Source organism: Prevotella pallens (genome assembly GCF_900454935.1).
Classification (GTDB): Bacteria; Bacteroidota; Bacteroidia; order Bacteroidales; family Bacteroidaceae; genus Prevotella; species Prevotella pallens.
Window position 1 is genome coordinate 2,161,880 of record NZ_UGTP01000001.1, and the last position, 19,326, is coordinate 2,181,205.

Sequence of the window (19,326 nt, forward strand, 5' to 3'; positions counted from 1 at the left end):
ATATATATATAGTATACGACAAACAAAAATTGTGCCGATACTCTTACACATCACATTTGTTACCAAAAATCAAGCCGCCTCACTTTTCCTTTGGAAATGAGAGGCGGCTTGGCACATCTGTCTTAAAGTTTTTGTTCTACCTCTATTTCTGTGAATGTTTCTATCATATCACCAGCTTGGAGGTCGTTGTAATTAACAAGAGAAATACCACATTCCAATCCTGTTACAACTTCTTTTACATCGTCTTTATAACGCTTCAAGGCGCTTATAGCAGCAGTATGAACAACAATACCATCGCGAATAACACGTCCTTTGTCTTTACTGTGAACTTTACCTTCTGTAACTATACAACCAGCCACAGTTCCGACCTTAGATATTTTGAACACTTGTTGTACTTCTACCTGACCAGTAACTATTTCCTTCTTTACCTTATCAAGCATTCCAACCATCGCTGAAGTTACATCGTCAATCGCATCGTAAATAACCGAATAGGTATTAATTTCTACTCCATCACGCTCTGCCAATTTACGAGCATCTGCAGAAGGGCGTACTTGGAAACCAACAATTACAGCATCGGAAGCGGCAGCGAGCATCACATCATTTTCAGAAATCTGTCCGACAGCCTTGCTGATTACATTTACTTTTACTTTTTCAGTAGACAGTTTGATAAATGAATCTGAAAGTGCTTCGATAGAGCCGTCGGTATCGCCCTTTACTATAATATTCATTTCATGGAACTCACCACGAGCTATTCGATGAGATATATCTGACAAAGTCAAACGTGTCTGAGTACGCAAACCTTGTTCACGCTGTAACTGTTCACGTTTATTGGCAATATCGCGTGCCTCTTGCTCTGTTTCCATAATATGGAAAGTATCGCCAGCAGTTGGTGCACCATTCAATCCTAGTATAATAACTGGTTCGGCAGGACCAGCCTTTTCTACACGCTGATTACGCTCATTAAACATTGCCTTAATACGACCCCATGAAGTTCCTGCAATAATATTATCGCCTATCTTCAATGTACCATTAGAAACAAGTACTGTGCTGACATAACCACGTCCTTTATCCAATGAAGATTCTATTACTGTTCCAGTTGCATTGCGATTAGGATTAGCTTTCAAATCAAGCATATCAGCTTCGAGTAAGACCTTATCAAGCAAGTCTGCAACGCCTAAACCTTTCTTTGCACTTATTTCCTGACATTGATACTTTCCACCCCACTCTTCTACAAGGAGGTTCATTTGCGATAAGTCTTCACGTATTTTATCTGGATTTGCACCAGGTTTATCTATCTTATTAATAGCAAATACCATTGGAACACCTGCAGCTTGAGCGTGTGCAATTGCTTCCTTAGTTGTAGGCATAACAGAGTCATCAGCAGCAATAATAATGATAGCAATATCTGTTACCTGAGTACCACGAGCACGCATAGCTGTAAATGCTTCGTGTCCAGGAGTATCAAGGAATGTTACTTTACGACCATTCTTTAACGTTACACTATAAGCACCAATATGCTGTGTAATACCACCAGCTTCGCCAGCAATTACATTGGTATTTCGAATATGGTCGAGCAACGAAGTTTTACCATGGTCTACGTGTCCCATCACTGTTACAATAGGCGCACGGCTTACAAGGTCGGTTTCTTCGTCCACGTCTTCGCTAATAGCTTCTTGCACTTCAGCACTTACATATTCTGTCTTAAATCCAAATTCATCGGCTACCAAATTAATTGTCTCGGCATCAAGACGCTGATTTATTGACACCATAATACCTACAGACATCAAAGTTGAGATAACCTGTGTTACTGGTAAATTCATCATAGTAGCCAACTCTGAAACAGTAACAAACTCTGTAAGTTTCAGTATCTTACTTTCCTTGCGTTCTGCCTTAGCCTCTGCGCTCAATCGTTCTTGAACAGCCTCGCGCTTCTCTTTACGATATTTAGCACCTTTCTTATTTTGACTCTTACTTGTGAGACGTGCAAGTGTTTCTTTTACCTGGCGTGCTACAGCTTCATCATCAACCTCTAATGGTTTCTGACTACGGTTATGCCTTTTCTTTCCACCAGTAGCATTTTTACTATTGTTATTATTGTCGTTAGTATTCTTTTTTCCACTACGCTTACCACCTTGTTGTTGATTTGCAGCAGCATTTATATCTACGCGTTCCTTATTTATACGGACACGCTTCTTCTTGCCCTGTGCATTTTGCACAGACTTATCTTCACGCTCTTTTCTGCGTTCCTCTTTCGTCTTTTTCTTTGGGCGTGTGCTTTGGTTTATACTACTAAGGTCTATTTTACCTAAGATATTTACCTTCGGCTGATTTAGCATTTTCTTCTCATTTGACGTTTGGAATATGCCATTATCTTCAGCTGTAATTTCTTTTTCAATCTTCGTCTCGTTCTTTTCTTTTTCAACCATAGGTTCCTTCTTTAAGGTTTCCGATGTAGATATATCGGCCTTCTGCGTATTTTCAGCTTTCTCTGAGCTTTCCTTTGCAGTTGCTGGTGTTCGAATTTCTTCGAACTTCTCTTGTACGGCAGCTTTCACCTCAACAACTTTTTCCTCTTTAGATGCATTCGACTCAGTCTTCTTTCCGGCAGTCGTCTGTTGTTTATTAATTCCTGCATCGTTCTTTCTATCTTTCTTTTCCTTCGAAGCAACAGGCACTTTTGCCGTAGGTTTATTCAACTGTTCAAGATCTATTTTTCCAAGAGTCTTAATTTTTGGAAGTTCTTGTTTCGTAACTGTTTCCTTCTTTGGTTCAAATGCTTTCTTCGTGCGTACTTTATCTTTCTGCTTCTTTTGGAAGATTTTAGCAGCATCATTCTTTACAACCTGATCGGGTTTAAACTCCTTTTCAAGCGCTTTAAATTGTTCATCGCTAAGTTTGAAGTTTTGATCTCCTTTCACTTCTCCCAGTTCTGGTCGCTTTTCCAAGAACTCCACTGCCGTTTGGAGTCCTATATTTAGTTCTCGAATTGCTTTGTTTAATCTGATGCTCATTAATATTTCTTTCTTTTTTGAATGTGGTGTTATGTTTTTGCTCTCGAACTAAAAAACAGATACTACAATAGTTTTATAAAAAGACGTTTATCATTGTATCTGTTCGCAGACACCTAACTTTCAAACTCCGCTCTGAGGATATTCAAAATGTTATCAACAGTCTCTTCTTCGAGGTCTGCCTTTTCAATCAGCATTTCACGAGGAGCATTCAATACCTGACGAGCCGTATCAAGACCTATAGACTTTATAGCATCAATTACCCATTTATCTATTTCATCTGAGAACTCATCGAGGTAGATATCTTCTTCTGCTGTTTGTTCATCAAGTTCACGGAAGACATCAATAGTATAACCTGTCAGCATACTCGCTAACTTTATATTCATACCACTACGTCCGATTGCTAAGCTAACCTCTTCAGGCTGTAAGAACACTTCTGCCTTTTTCTCTTCTTCATCGATAGTAAGGCTACTTACCTTAGCAGGAGACAAAGCACGTTGTACAAATAGTTTTGTATTAGCTGTCCAATTTATAACATCAATGTTCTCGTTGCAAAGTTCACGCACAATGCCATGAACACGACTACCACGTACACCTACGCAAGCTCCAACAGGATCAATACGGTCATCGTAGCTTTCTACAGCTATTTTTGCGCGTTCACCAGGCATACGTGCTATACCTTTTATACTAATCAATCCATCTTCTATTTCTGGAACTTCTGCTTCGAGCAAACGTTCCAAGAAAGTTGGTGCGGTACGCGAAAGGATTATTTTCGGATTATTATTATCGTTATCAACGCGCAAAATCACAGCACGTATAGTTTCGCCCTTACGATATTGGTCGCGCGGAATTTGTTCACCTTTAGGAAGAATTAACTCATTATTCTCCTCATCTACAAGTAACACTTCTCGTTTCCAAACCTGATATACTTCTCCCGAAATTATTTGCCCAACGCGGTCTTTATATTTATTGTATAAAGAGTCGTGCTCTAACTCTAATACTTTCGAAGCTAATGTTTGACGAAGGTTTAGAATTGCCCGACGACCAAACTTGGCAAAGTTCACGGGTTCAGAAACATCTTCCCCAACTTCGTAGTCCGGTTCTATCTTCTGTGCGTCAGTCAAACTAATTTCTTTATTCTCGTCTTGCACCTCACCGTCTGCCACAACAACGCGGTTTCGATATATTTCTAAATCTCCTTTATCTGGGTTTACAATAACATCAAAGTTTTCGTCTGATCCATATTTCTTAGCAATTACGTTACGGAAGCTCTCTTCCAAAACGCTTACTAATGTAGTACGATCGATGCTCTTCGTATCCTTAAATTCTTTGAAGGTCTCAATCATATTCGGACGTTCTTCTTCTTTTCTTGCTGCCATAGTTCTACTTGAAACTAATTAGATATTTTGTGTATTTTACTTCATTCATATCGTACTCATGGTCTACATCCATCTTTACTGGACGTTTCTTACCTTCCACGTGTACTTTCTCATTGACCGAAACAACAAACTTATTTCCATCAACACTTTTTAAAACCCCACTCACTTTACGCCCATCGTGGTCTAACACTTCAACTTCTTTTCCTATAAAGTTTATGTATTGTTGTGGTACTTTGAAGGGTTGCCCTAATCCAGCTGAGCCTACTTCAAGTTCGTAATCTTCTTCATCACGTGAGAGATTTTCTTCTATAAACTTACTTAACTCTACGCAATCTTCTATCCATACACCATCAGCGTGGTCTATTTCAACTACAACTTTACTATCAGGACTTATCTGAATATCAACTAGAAAGTATTCTTTACCTTCCAACCATTCGTCTACAAGCCGTCTTACAATGTTTTTATCTATCATATACGTCTAAAGTGTCTTTGTTGTCCACTGGTTCTAAAACCATATCTTAATCTTAAAATAGATTTTGAAAAACAAACAATCTATCTCACTAAAAGATATGAAAAATGAGGAACTCTTTAAAGCTCCTCATTCCTCTGAACGGTGCAAAGTTAGCAATAAATATACTGACTACCAAATATTTTATAACTTTTCTTTATATCAAAGTACTTTCTTATCAAAACCAGAATAGTATTCATTATAAATTAATTACCTTTGCAACTCATTGGATATTTTTTATGGAACACAAACAACATTATTCAGGACTGAGCGAACAAGAGGTTAAGGAAAACAGAGCTAAATTCGGAGATAATGTATTAACTCCACCAATACAGACTCCTATATGGAAAAAATTTATTGCGAAATTTAACGACCCTCTTATTGTCATTCTTCTTATTGCGGGCGTTTTCTCTGTTGGTATATCATGTTACGAATATTTTGGTCTTAACGAAGGGACACAGGTGTTTTTTGAGCCTGTAGGCATTTTCATTGCTATCTTACTTGCAACCGGATTAGCTTTCTTTTTCGAAGAAAGGGCTAATAAAGCTTTCTCCATACTCAATAAAGTAGACGACGACGAACTTGTAGAAGTAATGAGAAATGGCAATACAACAAATGTTCCTAAGCGAGAAATTGTTGTAGGCGATATCGTTCTACTCAATACTGGAGAAAATATTCCTGCTGATGGAGAACTTCTCAAAGCTGTTGCATTAAGTGTAGATGAGTCTTCACTGACTGGTGAACCTATTTGCAGAAAGAGCACTAAGCACGAAGAATTTGATAGCAACGCAACCTTCCCTTCTAATTTTGTTTTGCGCGGTACGAAAGTAATGGAAGGTCATGGCATTTTTCGTGTTACGGCTGTAGGCGATGCTACCGAAAATGGTAAAGTATTCACTGCTGCACAGATAGACAATAGTGTTAAAACTCCTCTAACAGAGCAATTAAACAAACTTGGAACACTCATTACATGGGCAAGCTATGCTTTGGGCGTATTAATTTTAGCAGGTCGTGTACTAATGTTCTTTAACGAATATTCTTTTACTTGGGTACATTTCATTCAGTATCTCTTAGATAGTATTATGATTTGTGTAACACTCATTGTGGTTGCTGTTCCTGAAGGGCTACCAATGGCGGTTACATTGAGTTTGGCTTACTCTATGCGTAGAATGCTTCAAACGAGTAATCTTGTAAGAAAGTTACACGCATGTGAAACGATGGGGGCTACAACTGTAATATGCACCGATAAGACTGGTACGCTCACGCAAAATCAAATGCGTGTTTACGCTTTGCAAGCCAATAGAGATGATGTTACTATCGACGCCTTATTAAAAGAAGGCATTGCCGTTAATTCTACTGCATCGCTCGACCTTTCCAATCCTGAAAAACCTATTGCTTTGGGCAACCCTACTGAAGGGGCCTTACTTTTGTGGCTTCGCGATCAGGGATATGATTATCAGCAAATACGCGATGATATTGAAATTGTAGACGAACTTCCATTCTCTACCGACCGAAAGTATATGGCTACACTGGTTCGATCTACCCTACTCCCTAATAAAACTATCTTATATATAAAAGGTGCAACCGATATTATTAAACAATATTGCACATCGCTAGATGATAACAGGTCGTGGCCCGAAATTTTTACACAACTGCAAACATGGCAAAGTCAGGCTATGCGCACCTTAGGATTTGCTTATCTTGAACTACCACAAACTACATCTGTTAAGTTGACACCTGGCGTTATTCCTAAAATAATAAATGGCGAAACGAACATTGCCGTAAATTGTTGTTTCTTAGGTATTGTTGCCATCTCAGACCCAGTACGCAAGGAAGTTCCTGCTGCTGTTAAAGAATGTATTGATGCAGGAATCAGTGTAAAGATTGTAACTGGCGATACGCCTGGCACTGCAAAAGAAATAGCAAAACAAGTGGGATTGTGGACCCCTAATGATACCGATAAAAACATTATCACTGGACCAGAATTCGAGGTGCTTACAGATGAAGAGCTGAAACAGCGTGTGTTCGACCTAAAAATTATAGCACGTGCAAAACCAATGGACAAAAAACGCTTGGTAGAGAGTTTGCAATCACTCAATCAGATTGTAGCTGTTACGGGCGACGGTACGAACGATGCTCCTGCATTAAAAGCTGCTCATGTTGGATTATCTATGGGCGACGGAACAAGTGTTGCTAAAGAGGCTTCTGACATTACTATTATAGACAATTCTTTCCTTTCTATTGGTCGTGCCGTAATGTGGGGACGCAGCTTATACCAAAACATTCAGCGTTTCATTCTTTTTCAACTTACTGTAAATGTTGTAGCCTGTCTCATTGTTTTGGCTGGTGCATTCATGGGCACCCATAGTCCGCTTACAGTTACTCAAATGTTGTGGGTAAACCTTATTATGGATACTTTTGCAGCAATGGCACTGGCATCTTTGCCACCATCACAGCAGGTTATGAACAACCCACCACGCAATCGTAACGCATTTATTATAACACGCAATATGTGGACACGTATTATTGCGTTGGGTGGAATTTTCTTTCTTTCTCTATTAGGTTTCCTATATATTTTAGAATATTCGGATATTACACAAATGACCGACTTATTGCATTTCAAACTCAGTAATCATAAAGAACTTACTCCTTACGAGTTAAGTCTATTCTTCACTATGTTTGTAATGTTGCAGTTCTGGAATATGTTTAATGCTCGTGCTTTTGCAACAAACCAAAGTGCTTTTCATTTTAAAGAGTGTCGTGGTTTTGGACTTATTGTGCTAATGATTCTCATTGGACAAGTTCTCATTGTAGAATTAGGTGGCCAGATGTTTAATGTAACGCCATTAAAACTTATTGATTGGACAATTATTATTGTAACTTCTTCGGGGGTACTGCTACTTGGCGAAATTTTCAGATGGCTTACTGCTAAAAAGAAATCGTAAGAGTTTACTTGAGTAAAATAGAGAAATGGACTACATGCTAATATGAATATATGGACGGTTTCATCGGTATAATCACAGCCTTATTAGCACCTCAAAGGAGTGGCTATAAAATGCTACTTTCTTTTTAGACGTCTATCACGTATGTTTTAGATATCTGTCACGTTCGTTTTAGATGTCTGTCGCGTTCGTTTTAGATGTCTATCACATTCGGGACTGATATCTGTTTTTTTATAAGGCATAAACTGATAAATTAGAAAGACCTTAAAGTTGTGAAATAAAATGAAAACGAATTACTTCGCAATAGCTTGAATTTCTTCTAACGAGACACGACCTAACAGGTTTACAATAGTAAACTCTCCACGTTCTACTGTCAGCAGTACATATTCGTTTTTACCGTTCTTGTATTTCTTTTCGTAAATTGTAACATCATCACCATTGTTCTTCGTTTTCATTACAACAATATATTTGGCTTGCTTATAATAAGCGAAAGCTGCATTTCTTATACTGTTAACGAGCGACGGACGTTCGCAATGCAACACCTGAATATGGTCTAACCGCTTTGCAATGCGCGTTATATCTTTATTGCCTGCTTGTACGTTCCCCATCATTTTCAACATTGTCGCCGAAATATAAATAGTCGATACACCTTCCTTATCGTTATACCTGTCGAAGAATGCTTGCTGTGCAAAAACAAAATTAAATGCGAAGCTGAATAGTAAAATTAGTAATATCTTCTTCATTTTATCTGTCTGTTGATTGTTTTGTTACGTTATTGATTGCTTCCAGTCCTTTGTTGAGCGATACGGAGAACTTTGTGAGTGCTTTGTTTGCTGTAGCGTATGCATCTTCGGGGTTATCAAATGTATCCATTCTTTCTATGTCCGACAACTGTTTTTCTCCAGTTTCATCGATAAAAATACCTACTCCCAGTAACAGCAATATACTAGCAGCTATGCCTACCACCCAACGTAAACCACTCTTGCGTATCTCTTTACGTGCCGTAAGCTCTACCATATTCCATTGGTTTATTTGTCGTTCTATTTTGTGTTCTAAATCAAATGGAACTTCGATGGCAATGTTTTGTTGCAGCGCAAGAAACATTTTGGCTTCCTCGCGCAATTCCTCGTCTACTTCATTACTACAGAAGTACTCCGCAAGATGTTTTTCTTCGGTTTCATCGGTTAATCCACAGTAAAACCGTTCTAATAATTTCTTTGTTTCCTTCTTATCTATCATCGCTTTATATTCTTTATCTTTTCTCTTATCTTTTTTCGAGCCCTACTCAAAACAGAACGTAAATTAACCTCCGTGAGTCCAGTTTCAGCACTTATTTCTTCGTATGTTCGTCCCTCCACATCGCGCATAAGCATCACCCTTCCTTGTGGATCTGGCAGTGCGAGTATCATAGCTCTTATACGTTGCCATTGGTCTCTGGCTTCTATGCAATCGTTCAGGTCGTTGGTTTCCCCACTATATTGCATAGCACTTACATCGTTTTCGGTTTCCTCAATATGCTTTATGCGTTTCACATCGTAGAATATCCTACGCAGCGTCATAATGCTATACGCCTCTGGATTTTCTATATCTGTAAGTAGATGGCGACGTGTCCACAAACGCAGAAAGGTTTCTTGTATCAAGTCTTCGGCAGCCTCTTTATTTCTAGTAAGATGCCATGCCACCACATAAAGTTTGCGATGACATGGCAAGAAGATTGCTTTGAACTGCGAGGCTTCCATTTATAACTATTTCGTGAGAGTGTTTATCTTGTCTACTTCTTGTGTTGGCTATCGATAACATCGCTAAGTTTATCTAACGGTATCTTACCTCTTATCATAACAAGAGTGCCATCATTAGAACCAGCAGAGACAATTATAAGTTCGCGTACTACGCTACCCTTCATTCGTACCAATATATCGGTAAAACCGTCCTTTGTACTTTGTCTTACAAGTTCCTGATACCTATTGTCGTTTATACGCTTTGCACGAGTCCAAAACTTATTTTTCACATTGTCGGAACAGTTGCTCAAATCTAATACTTTAATAGAACTAATATAGTTCAGAGCATCGTAACCAGAACTATCCTCACCTTTTACTGCCACCTTTGCAAGTGTAAACAACAAACTCCCGATATGGTGATAATCGGCATTCTTTACGGTCTTAAAAGTTGTCATCAAACTATTTACATCATCATCGGTATGCGCAGTTACGTTGAGCACACAACAATTGATGATAAGAAAAAAGATAACAAGCAGTCGTTTCATAACCTTACTTTCACTTTCCTATAGTAGTATCGTTTACTATTCCATCTATGTCTTTTGGCAAGATACTTCCATCTATTACAACCAGAACACAATCTTCTTTATCGAAAGAGCAAATTATGAGACGTTTAATAAGTTCATCTGTTCCCTGAGTCATTATTCGCACCTTTTCTCCATTATCATTCACCTTTACAATATCATTATAGTCTTTCCAGCTGAATGTTTCTATCATTTTCTTAAAGTCTCGTTTAGTAGAGCGATTAGCATCTTCGAGAGTAAGTATACGCAGATGGTCTATTTTTTTTGCCCACTTTTCACTTTCTTTATTTCCTGAGCTCTTTAATCCAAGCGATATTAACTCCTTTGGGACATCAACGAAAACTACGTTATCGCGATGTTTAAACTTATCGAAAATGCTATTTATATCCTGTGCTTTACACACCATACTTACCACAAGAAGGGCAAATGAAATAAGAATTGTTCTCATAATCGTATTCTTTTAAAAAGTTTCTAATATGTTTGTATTGGTATAGACGTAATTTGTTGCATTTTTGTGGCAGTGAAAACAGTTTTTTATACACTATTTTATTTTTTCTTAGCTATCGCCCAATAAACTAAAAGCCCAGACACAGTATTTATGTGCTGGGCTTTCATTATTCAAATAGTGATGGTTCGCTTACCGTAGAGCCACGTAGCGACTTACCAAGATGTTCGTAAGCCAGCTCTGTTGCCATACGTCCACGTGGGGTTCGTTTAATAAAACCTTCCATAATTAGATAAGGTTCGTAGACTTCTTCTAATGTACCAGCATCTTCGCCTATTGCAGTTGCTATAGTAGAAACACCAACAGGACCTCCGCGAAACTTATCAATAATGGTAAGAAGTATCTTGTTGTCTATCTCATCGAGACCATATTTATCGATATTCAACGATTGCAACGATGATTTTGCTATCGTATGATCGATAGTTCCATTACCTTTTACCTGTGCGAAATCACGCACACGACGCAACAGAGCATTACAAATACGAGGCGTGCCACGCGAACGGCGAGCTATTTCTATTGCAGCATCGTCGTCAATTGGTACTTTCAGCAAACGTGCAGAACGCTTTATAATGCGGCTCAAGGTATCAGGGTCGTAATACTCTAAGTGTAAATTAATGCCAAAACGAGCTCGCAAAGGCGCTGTAAGTAGTCCACTGCGGGTTGTTGCTCCCACAAGTGTAAACGGATTTAAATCTATCTGAATGGAGCGTGCCGATGGACCTTTGTCTATCATTATATCAATTCTGTAATCCTCCATTGCAGAGTAAAGATATTCTTCTACAACGGGCGAAAGACGGTGAATTTCATCAATAAACAACACATCGTTAGGCTCAAGAGAAGTAAGAATACCAGCCAAATCGCCAGGTTTATCAAGAACTGGTCCCGAAGTAATTTTAAAACCCACTCCCAGCTCATTAGCAATAATGTTGCTCAACGTGGTTTTCCCCAGTCCGGGAGGGCCGTGAAGCAACGTGTGGTCAAGTGGTTCGCCACGGTATTTGGCAGCTTCAACAAACACGTGGAGGTTCTCTACCACCTTATTTTGTCCACTAAAGTCATCGAACTTTGGTGGTCGCAAGGCGTTTTCAAACTCCTTTTCGGCTGTCGTTATTCGTTCCTCTCTTATATCGAAATCTTCATTCATACTTTCTTTATGTCTGTCTTTATTACAAATAAATAGACTTATTTTTTGCAAAGATAGCCATTAAAAACGAGAAACAACTTTGATTCAGAAATAAAACAGTAGTTGTTTTTCGGAGCAATATATATTTTAGCTGTTTCTCAGACGTTCTCTACAAATCTCTAATATACCGATGAGTTCGTCCATTTTGTTTGCTTTAAGCATTGCAATACGCGTTTGTTTGAAGTCGGGAACACCTTTAAAAATGGGCGACGCTGCAAGATGTCGGCGAGTATGTAGTATACCCCTATACTCATCTATTTTATCTACATTAATACGCAACATCTCCTCTAACACATCAATTTTATCGTCCAAAGTAAGTTGGTTTACGCCTACCTCAGCTGTTTCACTAAACAGCCACGGACAGCCAAAAGTAGCCCTGCCTATCATTATGGCATCTACTCCATAACTATTAAAATGCTCTTGGGCGTCAGAAACACTGGTTACATCGCCATTTCCTATAATTGGTATGTGTATACGAGGGTTGTTTTTCACTTCACCAATAAGTGTCCAATCGGCTTCTCCTGTATACATTTGTGCGCGGGTACGACCATGTATAGTCAGTGCCTGTATGCCACAGTCTTGAAGTTGTTCGGCTAGTTCTGTTATAACAAGGTTCTTATCGTCCCACCCTAAACGTGTTTTCACTGTAACAGGTGTATGTACAGCCTTCACAACTTCGCGTGTTATCTCTAACAACAGTGGTATATTCCTCAACATACCAGAACCTGCTCCTTTATTTGCTACTTTCTTTACTGGGCAACCGAAATTTATGTCGATTACATCGGGGTTTACACGCTCTACTATTTTAGCTGCCTCAACCATCGAATCTACATCTTTCCCGTATATCTGAATACCCACCGGGCGCTCATCTTCATCGATAACAATCTTATTGAGTGTTGATTTTATACTGCGTATAATGGCATCTGCCGACACAAACTCTGTATAGACCATTGCAGCGCCAAAGCGTTTACACATCTTACGAAAGCCTATATCGGTTACATCTTCCATTGGTGCCAAAAATAAAGGACGTTCACCAAAATCTATCGTTCCTATTTTCATACTGCAAAGGTAGTGCTTTTTATTCGAATTGCAAGTTTTAAAAGCGTACTAACAAAGACTATTAATATTGACTGAATATGTTCAAGCATATTAATTCGCAATATTAATTATCTATAGCGAAGATGATAGCTCGTAGAAGAAGAAATAACAACATTTGGTTTATTTAATAATGGATATTCGAAGGTTTTACCTAAACTGTTTCCTTCTAATTATATAAGGATAAACGAGCTATTAAAACACTAATAGACCGACAACGGTTATTCGCACAATTACAATAAAAGCACCATTATTTTTGCACGTCTGCATAATAATCAGTACATTTGCAACATTCTGCTATACTTTTAAGTATGCAAACAAACAATATGAAATATCAATAGTTATAATTAAACAAACTAAAGCATTACAAGTATGAAGAAAATCTATTTATCTTTTGTATTCTTAATGATAGGGATACTAACTACATTCGGACAAAGTGCAGGCTGGATATTCCAACCTGGAAGTGAAGGACCATGGTTTGAAAAGGAGATTGAACAAGGAAAGCCAATGGAGTTTTACGACTACGGCGGACCAGAAAAGGGTATGCGAGGCAACTATGCTTACACGCTTCAACGATTAAGACCGAAGAATTCGGATTCACATATCACGGTTATATTCGAGAATGTAGAATTTGGACAAGGCGACGAGCTGCGCATTTACAACGGTTTAATCGAGCTTTCGTGCGAAAGAGACGAGGATAGCGGAGACTACTTGTGGGGTTGGGCGAAGCAAGACCCTCTTAAGATAATCAAGGAAAATCCTGAAAAGTTACCTATTAGAATAAGTTCTACTGCTACAGATGGCGGTCTGTCGGTTGCTTGCTACGCCGCAACAACTATGCCTGGTTGGAAAGCGATGGTTTATTGTGTAAAGAACGGAGACCCTGAACCTGGAGCAGAAACGCCTATGAATAAGCCAAACTTCACCTTAAAGGTAGATCCGAGTGCGAAGATTGAATACGATGAAGATGACGAACCGAAACCTATGTATTTGTATTTAGAACTACAAGGTGTTAATGATAACCAGAGTATTCAAATAGAGCATAACGGGCAAAAGAACGATTACACGCTGAATAAGAATGTAACAAATTCTATTCAGTTGGAAGTGGAGCCTAACGATGTTATTAAAGTATATGCAGATGTAATTGCTTTCAAGGCACAAGCTGGTAAATTAGTAACTTGTGAGTTAGGGAAGAACGATAATTTGGAGGTGCTCGACCTTATGATGAACAAGATTACAGAGCTAGATTTGTCTCAACTTCCTAAACTGCGCGAACTTGCCATCACCGACAATCGTTTGACTACTATCGACCTTAGCAAACTTAAAAGTCTAAAAGAATTCTACGGTAGTTATAATAATGTGGGGACATTAGATATCAAACAAAATCATAGCCTCGAAGTGCTGGCGTGTGCTGGTATGGGGTTAACAGAATTGGACCTCAGCAATAACCCAAAACTTGAAAACTTAACAGCAGGAAACAACAACTATACAACTTTTCCAGACTTAAGCAATAAGCCTGCTCTAAAGTGGATTGATATGGAGAGTTGTGGTATGAAAGAAATAGATGTAACAAAGTTTCCTAAGCTAAAGTTCCTTGACTTGTCGGGTAATCAACTCACAAACATAGACCTTTCAAAGAATACTCTGCTTCGTAAGCTCGACTTAGACAACAATCAACTTGATGCTTGTGCTATTAACGACATTCTATTTACATTGCAAAAAGCGCAAAAAGAAGACGAGGCCTCTCTACAAATAAAAGGTAATACAGGTTCGTCTACTTGCGATAATACACTTTTAGAAGGAAAGAACTGGACTACTAATGTTGATGGCAATGGTACTGGGTGTAACACTGTACGGCTACGCTTCGAAGACAGCCCACAAGGCTCGTTTAAAACATTGGTTGATGGCAAAGACATTCCAGAATGGACTCCTATAGAGAAAGGTAAAGAGGTAAAAATAGAGACCTCTCCAATAAAGGGCTATAAACTGGTTAAAATAATGCTTAATGGTGAAGATGTTACAGCCAATACATTTAAAATACAGCAATATGGAGTGCTTGCTGCCATATTCGATATAGATAATGGCATTCGGAATGTAGAAACAGAAGCTGTGAAAGTGGTGCAACACAATGGTAATATAGTTATAATGGGATTGCAACCCGAAAAAGATTACCAGATTTACGATGTTTTGGGAAAATTTCTCTATACTGGTATGACCGATGCTAATGGCAATGCAGAAATATCATTATCTACAGGACACCTTATTATAATAAAGCAAAACGATACTGTTATAAAAATAAGATGCTAATAAAAGACATCTATTTATAGAGACTTTATCGACTAAACGCTATATACATTATTAATATATATACAGACTGTCTACACACTCTCTCAATGAATAACCAACTACATTGGAGGAAAACTGTAGACAGTTTGTTTGTACGTATATACTAAACATCTCAAAAAACAATATACACGAAAAAAGATGCAAAAATATCAAGGTATTGGTATACAATGAGCCATTTAAACAAAAAGAAGGCTGCGTAGAAAAGAAGATTATTGTAATAGATTCCAGCCACATACAACCACATAGGGAATAGAATATTGAAAAACAGAAGCTTATAATAATACCTAAAGTAAAATATTGCAGAATAAGGAAAGGCGTAATCTTCAGCTAAATACATATCGCTCAGCTATTATAATATAAGAACATAAAGGCTCTAAATTGTTATGACGTCTAATTTGATACTGACAGATATCTGAAACGATACTGACAGATATCTGAAACGAACGTAAGAGACGACTGAAACAAAAGAGCTACATTTTACTAAGTTTTATTACATATTTTATATACTCTACCTAATAGGTAAATAAACAATAAACACAGATTATACTTTTCTCGCCTAATTTCTACAGAGTCTACAATAACTTTTCACTCTAAAAAATACTATTTCAAAGTCAATTGACTAAAACAGAATAATCAACAAAATCTTTTCCTCTATATTTATCCTATTTGCATTATTAGAAGACTATAAGTGCCCTTGTCTTCAAAATTTATGAAATTCTAGACTTATAAACATAAAAAATGCAACTTATAAAATTGACATAAATCAATCGCATTAAGAACATTATGCACCTATAAATTCTTTTTTAATGTTATAATAAAAGTATTAATATAAAAACACTAAGCATAATGTGAATTTCTACTTCCCGACATACTATTTTTCGTTCGTTTTTTTATCAGAAAATATTTTGTTAATTCAATTATTATATAGACCTTTACACCGAAATCTAACCATAACTAAAACAAAGAGAAGATTCTATGGAAGAACAGATCGAAGTGAAGGAGCTTGAACACGTTGTAGTGTTATTTTCCGGAGACTCGGGTGATGGAATGCAGTTAGCTGGAAACATCTTTTCAAATGTTTCTGCTACTGTAGGTAACGGAATTTCTACTTTCCCAGACTATCCTGCTGACATTCGTGCCCCGCAAGGCTCGCTTAATGGTGTAAGTGGATACAGAGTCCAAATTGGTGCGGGTAAAGTTTATACGCCTGGAGACAAATGCGATGTACTGGTGGCAATGAATGCAGCCGCACTTAAAACGCAGTATAAAAACTGCAAGCCGCAAGGAACAATTATTATCGACACCGATTCATTTAGTCCACGCGACTTAAGGAAAGCAGAATTTTCGACAGATGATTATCTAAAAGAAATGGGTATAGACCCAGATCGTGTAGTGGCTTGTCCTATTACAAAGATGGTGAAAGACTGTCTTGCCGATACAGGCATGGACAATAAATCTATGCTTAAGTGCCGTAATATGTTTGCACTTGGTTTAGTTTGCTGGCTATTCAATCGCGATTTGGAACTAGTAAACAACTTCTTGTTAGACAAATTTAAAAAGAAGTTGGCTATTGCAGAAGCCAATATTAAAGTAGTTGCTGCTGGTTACGACTATGGACACAACATTCATGCATCAGTGCCTAACACCTATCGTATTGAAACAAAAGAGAAGGTACCAGGACGATACATGGACATCACAGGTAATAAAGCAACAGCATACGGCTTAATGGCAGCTGCAGAAAAAGCTGGTCTGACACTTTTCTTAGGTTCTTATCCTATTACTCCAGCCACAGATATCCTTCATGAACTGGCAAAACATAAGTCTATGGGGGTTGTTACTGTACAATGCGAAGACGAAATCTCAGCGGCAGCCTCATCTATTGGTGCAGCATTCGCAGGTGCTTTAGCTGCAACATCAACATCAGGCCCAGGTATCTGTTTGAAGAGTGAAGCGCTCAACCTTGCTGTTATTGATGAATTACCTCTCGTTATTATTGATGTACAACGAGGAGGTCCATCAACCGGTCTACCAACAAAGAGCGAACAAACCGACCTACTGCAAGTGCTGTATGGTAGAAACGGAGAAAGCCCAATGCCAGTAATAGCTGCAACAAGTCCTACAGACTGTTTTAGTGCAGCTTTTGAAGCCTGCAAAATGGCTCTCGAACACATGACACCAGTCGTATTACTGACAGATGCTTTCATAGCAAATGGCTCATCGGCGTGGAAATTACCAAATATGGAAGACTTACCAGAGATACGTCCGCACTATGCAACAGAAGCACAACGCTATAAATATACGCCTTACAAACGCGACGAATATAGCAATGTACGCTATTGGGCTGTACCAGGCATGGAAGGATATGAGCATATTCTTGGTGGATTAGAGAAAGATGGAAAGACAGGTGCTATTTCTACAGATGCCGAAAATCATAACCGCATGGATAAACTAAGATTCGATAAAGTTGCTCGCATTCCAGTGCCCGATTTAGAAGTTCAGGGCGACAAAGACGATGCAGACTTACTCATTGTTGGTTTCGGCAGTACCTATGGGCACCTCTATTCAGCAATGCAAGAACTCCGTGCAAAAGGATACAAAATAGCATTGGCACAATTTAGAAACGTAAACCCACTACCAAAGAATACTCCAGAAGTATTATCACGCTATAAGAAAGTTGTTGTTGCGGAACAAAACCTTGGTCAGCTCGCAGCTTTACTACGCATTCGTATAAACAATTTTGCTCCATATCAGTATAATCAAGTGAAAGGACAACCATTTGTTGTGCAAGAGCTTGTACAGGGATTCGAGCGATTATTAACACTTCCAACACCTAAATATGAGTGTGGAACATTCTATTCAAGGATCTTACAATAATTAAGGAGAGAAATAAAATGAGTCAATATACAGATAAAGATTTTAAAAAAGGACAGCCAAGATGGTGCCCTGGTTGTGGAGACCATTTCTTTTTATCCAGTTTACACAAAGCAATGGCAGAGTTAGGAGTACCTCCATACGAAACTGCAGTAATCTCTGGAATTGGTTGCTCAAGTCGTCTTCCTTACTATGTAAGCACCTATGCTATGCAAACTATTCATGGTCGTGCTGCTGCAATAGCAACAGGACTAAAGGTTGCAAACCCAAAATTAACTGTATGGCAGGTTTCTGGAGATGGCGATGGATTAGCAATCGGTGGTAATCATTTCATTCATACAATGAGAAGAAACATCGATATTAACATAATTCTTCTCAATAACCGTATCTATGGTTTAACAAAAGGACAGTATTCGCCTACTAGTCCACGTGGTTTCGTTTCAAAATCAAGTCCTTATGGCACAGTAGAAGACCCATTCCGTCCTGCTGAGCTTTGCTTTGGCGCACGTGGAAAATTCTTCGCACGTACTGTTGCTACAGATGCACAAGGAACTATTGCTGTACTAAAAGCAGCCAAGCAACATAAAGGTGCAGCAGTTTGCGAGATACTTCAGAACTGTGTTATCTTTAACGAAGGTTGTCATGATGCCGTATATAATAAAGAAGGACGCAAAACAAATGCTATCTATTTAGAGCATGGCAAGCCATTAGTCTTCGGTGCAGACAATGAATTTGGACTGGTTCAGGAAGGCTTCGGTTTGAAAATTGTTAAGTTAGGAGAGGACGGGTACACTATAGATAATATACTTGTACACGATGCCCACTGCGAAGATGATACGCTACAACTGAAGTTAGCTATGATGGACACGAAAGAAGGATTTCCAATAGCATTGGGAATAATTCGCGATGTTGAGGCTCCAACTTACGATGATGCTGTTTGGGAGCAAATAGAAGAGGTAAAAGCAAAGAAGCCTTACCATAATTTTGCAGAGCTACTCGAAACTAACGACATTTGGGAAGTTAAGTAAAAATAGATGTTAAGCTATAGAAGTATTTAATACATTGTTCATTTAGACAGAATTTTGCATTACTACTTACATAACTATATATGCTTATAACCCTATTTGCAATTCATATTCAACACAATTGCAACAAAATAGAGTGTTTTATCCCTCCCCAAAATAATAAAA

14 protein-coding genes are annotated in these 19,326 nt (G+C 38.3%); 4 read left to right on the plus strand and 10 right to left on the minus strand.

The features are described 5' to 3' along the window. Positions 1-122: 122 nt before the first annotated feature. From infB to rimP, 3 genes are all read right to left on the minus strand, one after another. A complete protein-coding gene (gene infB / locus DX009_RS08940; protein WP_115083739.1) occupies positions 123-3,011 on the minus strand; it encodes a translation initiation factor IF-2 in 2,889 nt (962 codons plus the stop codon). 113 nt (positions 3,012-3,124) lie between these two features. Further along, positions 3,125-4,387, minus strand: a complete 1,263-nt coding sequence (nusA, locus tag DX009_RS08945; RefSeq protein ID WP_006044151.1) for a transcription termination factor NusA — start codon at positions 4,385-4,387, stop codon at positions 3,125-3,127. A 4-nt stretch (positions 4,388-4,391) separates the two neighbouring features. Continuing rightward, the gene (gene rimP, locus DX009_RS08950) at positions 4,392-4,859 is read right to left on the minus strand and encodes a ribosome assembly cofactor RimP (RefSeq protein ID WP_115083740.1); all 468 of its coding nucleotides are present in this window, start codon (positions 4,857-4,859) and stop codon (positions 4,392-4,394) included. Between the two features lie 275 nt (positions 4,860-5,134). On the opposite strand from rimP, the gene DX009_RS08955 reads away from it, so the two are divergent. Beyond that, on the plus strand, positions 5,135-7,840 hold the full coding sequence (locus DX009_RS08955; protein WP_115083741.1) for a calcium-translocating P-type ATPase, PMCA-type: 2,706 nt from the start codon (positions 5,135-5,137) through the stop codon (positions 7,838-7,840). A 290-nt stretch (positions 7,841-8,130) separates the two neighbouring features. On the opposite strand, the gene DX009_RS08960 is transcribed toward DX009_RS08955, so the two are convergent. From DX009_RS08960 to dusB, 7 genes are all read right to left on the minus strand, one after another. Then, complete coding sequence (locus tag DX009_RS08960) at positions 8,131-8,580, minus strand: DUF4252 domain-containing protein (RefSeq protein ID WP_006044148.1); 450 nt, start codon at positions 8,578-8,580, stop codon at positions 8,131-8,133. Between the two features lies 1 nt (position 8,581). Beyond that, a complete protein-coding gene (locus DX009_RS08965) occupies positions 8,582-9,076 on the minus strand; it encodes a hypothetical protein (protein ID WP_245944620.1) in 495 nt (164 codons plus the stop codon). Next, positions 9,073-9,576 carry an RNA polymerase sigma factor gene (locus DX009_RS08970; protein ID WP_115083742.1) on the minus strand — a complete coding sequence of 168 codons (504 nt, stop codon included), beginning with the start codon at positions 9,574-9,576 and terminating at the stop codon, positions 9,073-9,075. Before DX009_RS08970 ends, DX009_RS08965 begins: the two co-directional genes overlap by 4 nt. 32 nt (positions 9,577-9,608) lie before the next feature. Next, on the minus strand, positions 9,609-10,100 hold the full coding sequence (locus DX009_RS08975) for a DUF4252 domain-containing protein (RefSeq protein WP_006044145.1): 492 nt from the start codon (positions 10,098-10,100) through the stop codon (positions 9,609-9,611). Between the two features lie 10 nt (positions 10,101-10,110). Then, positions 10,111-10,584: a DUF4252 domain-containing protein gene (locus tag DX009_RS08980; protein WP_006044144.1), complete on the minus strand. Its 474-nt coding sequence runs from the start codon at positions 10,582-10,584 to the stop codon at positions 10,111-10,113. Positions 10,585-10,750: 166 nt separating this feature from the next. Next, complete coding sequence (ruvB, locus tag DX009_RS08985) at positions 10,751-11,785, minus strand: Holliday junction branch migration DNA helicase RuvB (RefSeq protein ID WP_006044143.1); 1,035 nt, start codon at positions 11,783-11,785, stop codon at positions 10,751-10,753. A gap of 126 nt (positions 11,786-11,911) precedes the next feature. Continuing rightward, positions 11,912-12,883 carry a tRNA dihydrouridine synthase DusB gene (gene dusB / locus DX009_RS08990; protein WP_115083743.1) on the minus strand — a complete coding sequence of 324 codons (972 nt, stop codon included), beginning with the start codon at positions 12,881-12,883 and terminating at the stop codon, positions 11,912-11,914. A gap of 408 nt (positions 12,884-13,291) precedes the next feature. On the opposite strand from dusB, the gene DX009_RS08995 reads away from it, so the two are divergent. The 3 genes from DX009_RS08995 (at position 13,292) to DX009_RS09010 (ending at position 19,164) form a co-directional block, all read left to right on the plus strand. Then, positions 13,292-15,226: a leucine-rich repeat domain-containing protein gene (locus tag DX009_RS08995; RefSeq protein WP_115083744.1), complete on the plus strand. Its 1,935-nt coding sequence runs from the start codon at positions 13,292-13,294 to the stop codon at positions 15,224-15,226. 1,014 nt (positions 15,227-16,240) lie between these two features. Next, the gene (locus DX009_RS09005; protein WP_115083746.1) at positions 16,241-18,139 is read left to right on the plus strand and encodes a 2-oxoacid:acceptor oxidoreductase subunit alpha; all 1,899 of its coding nucleotides are present in this window, start codon (positions 16,241-16,243) and stop codon (positions 18,137-18,139) included. 17 nt (positions 18,140-18,156) lie between these two features. Next, positions 18,157-19,164 carry a 2-oxoacid:ferredoxin oxidoreductase subunit beta gene (locus DX009_RS09010; RefSeq protein WP_115083857.1) on the plus strand — a complete coding sequence of 336 codons (1,008 nt, stop codon included), beginning with the start codon at positions 18,157-18,159 and terminating at the stop codon, positions 19,162-19,164. Positions 19,165-19,326 lie beyond the last annotated feature (162 nt).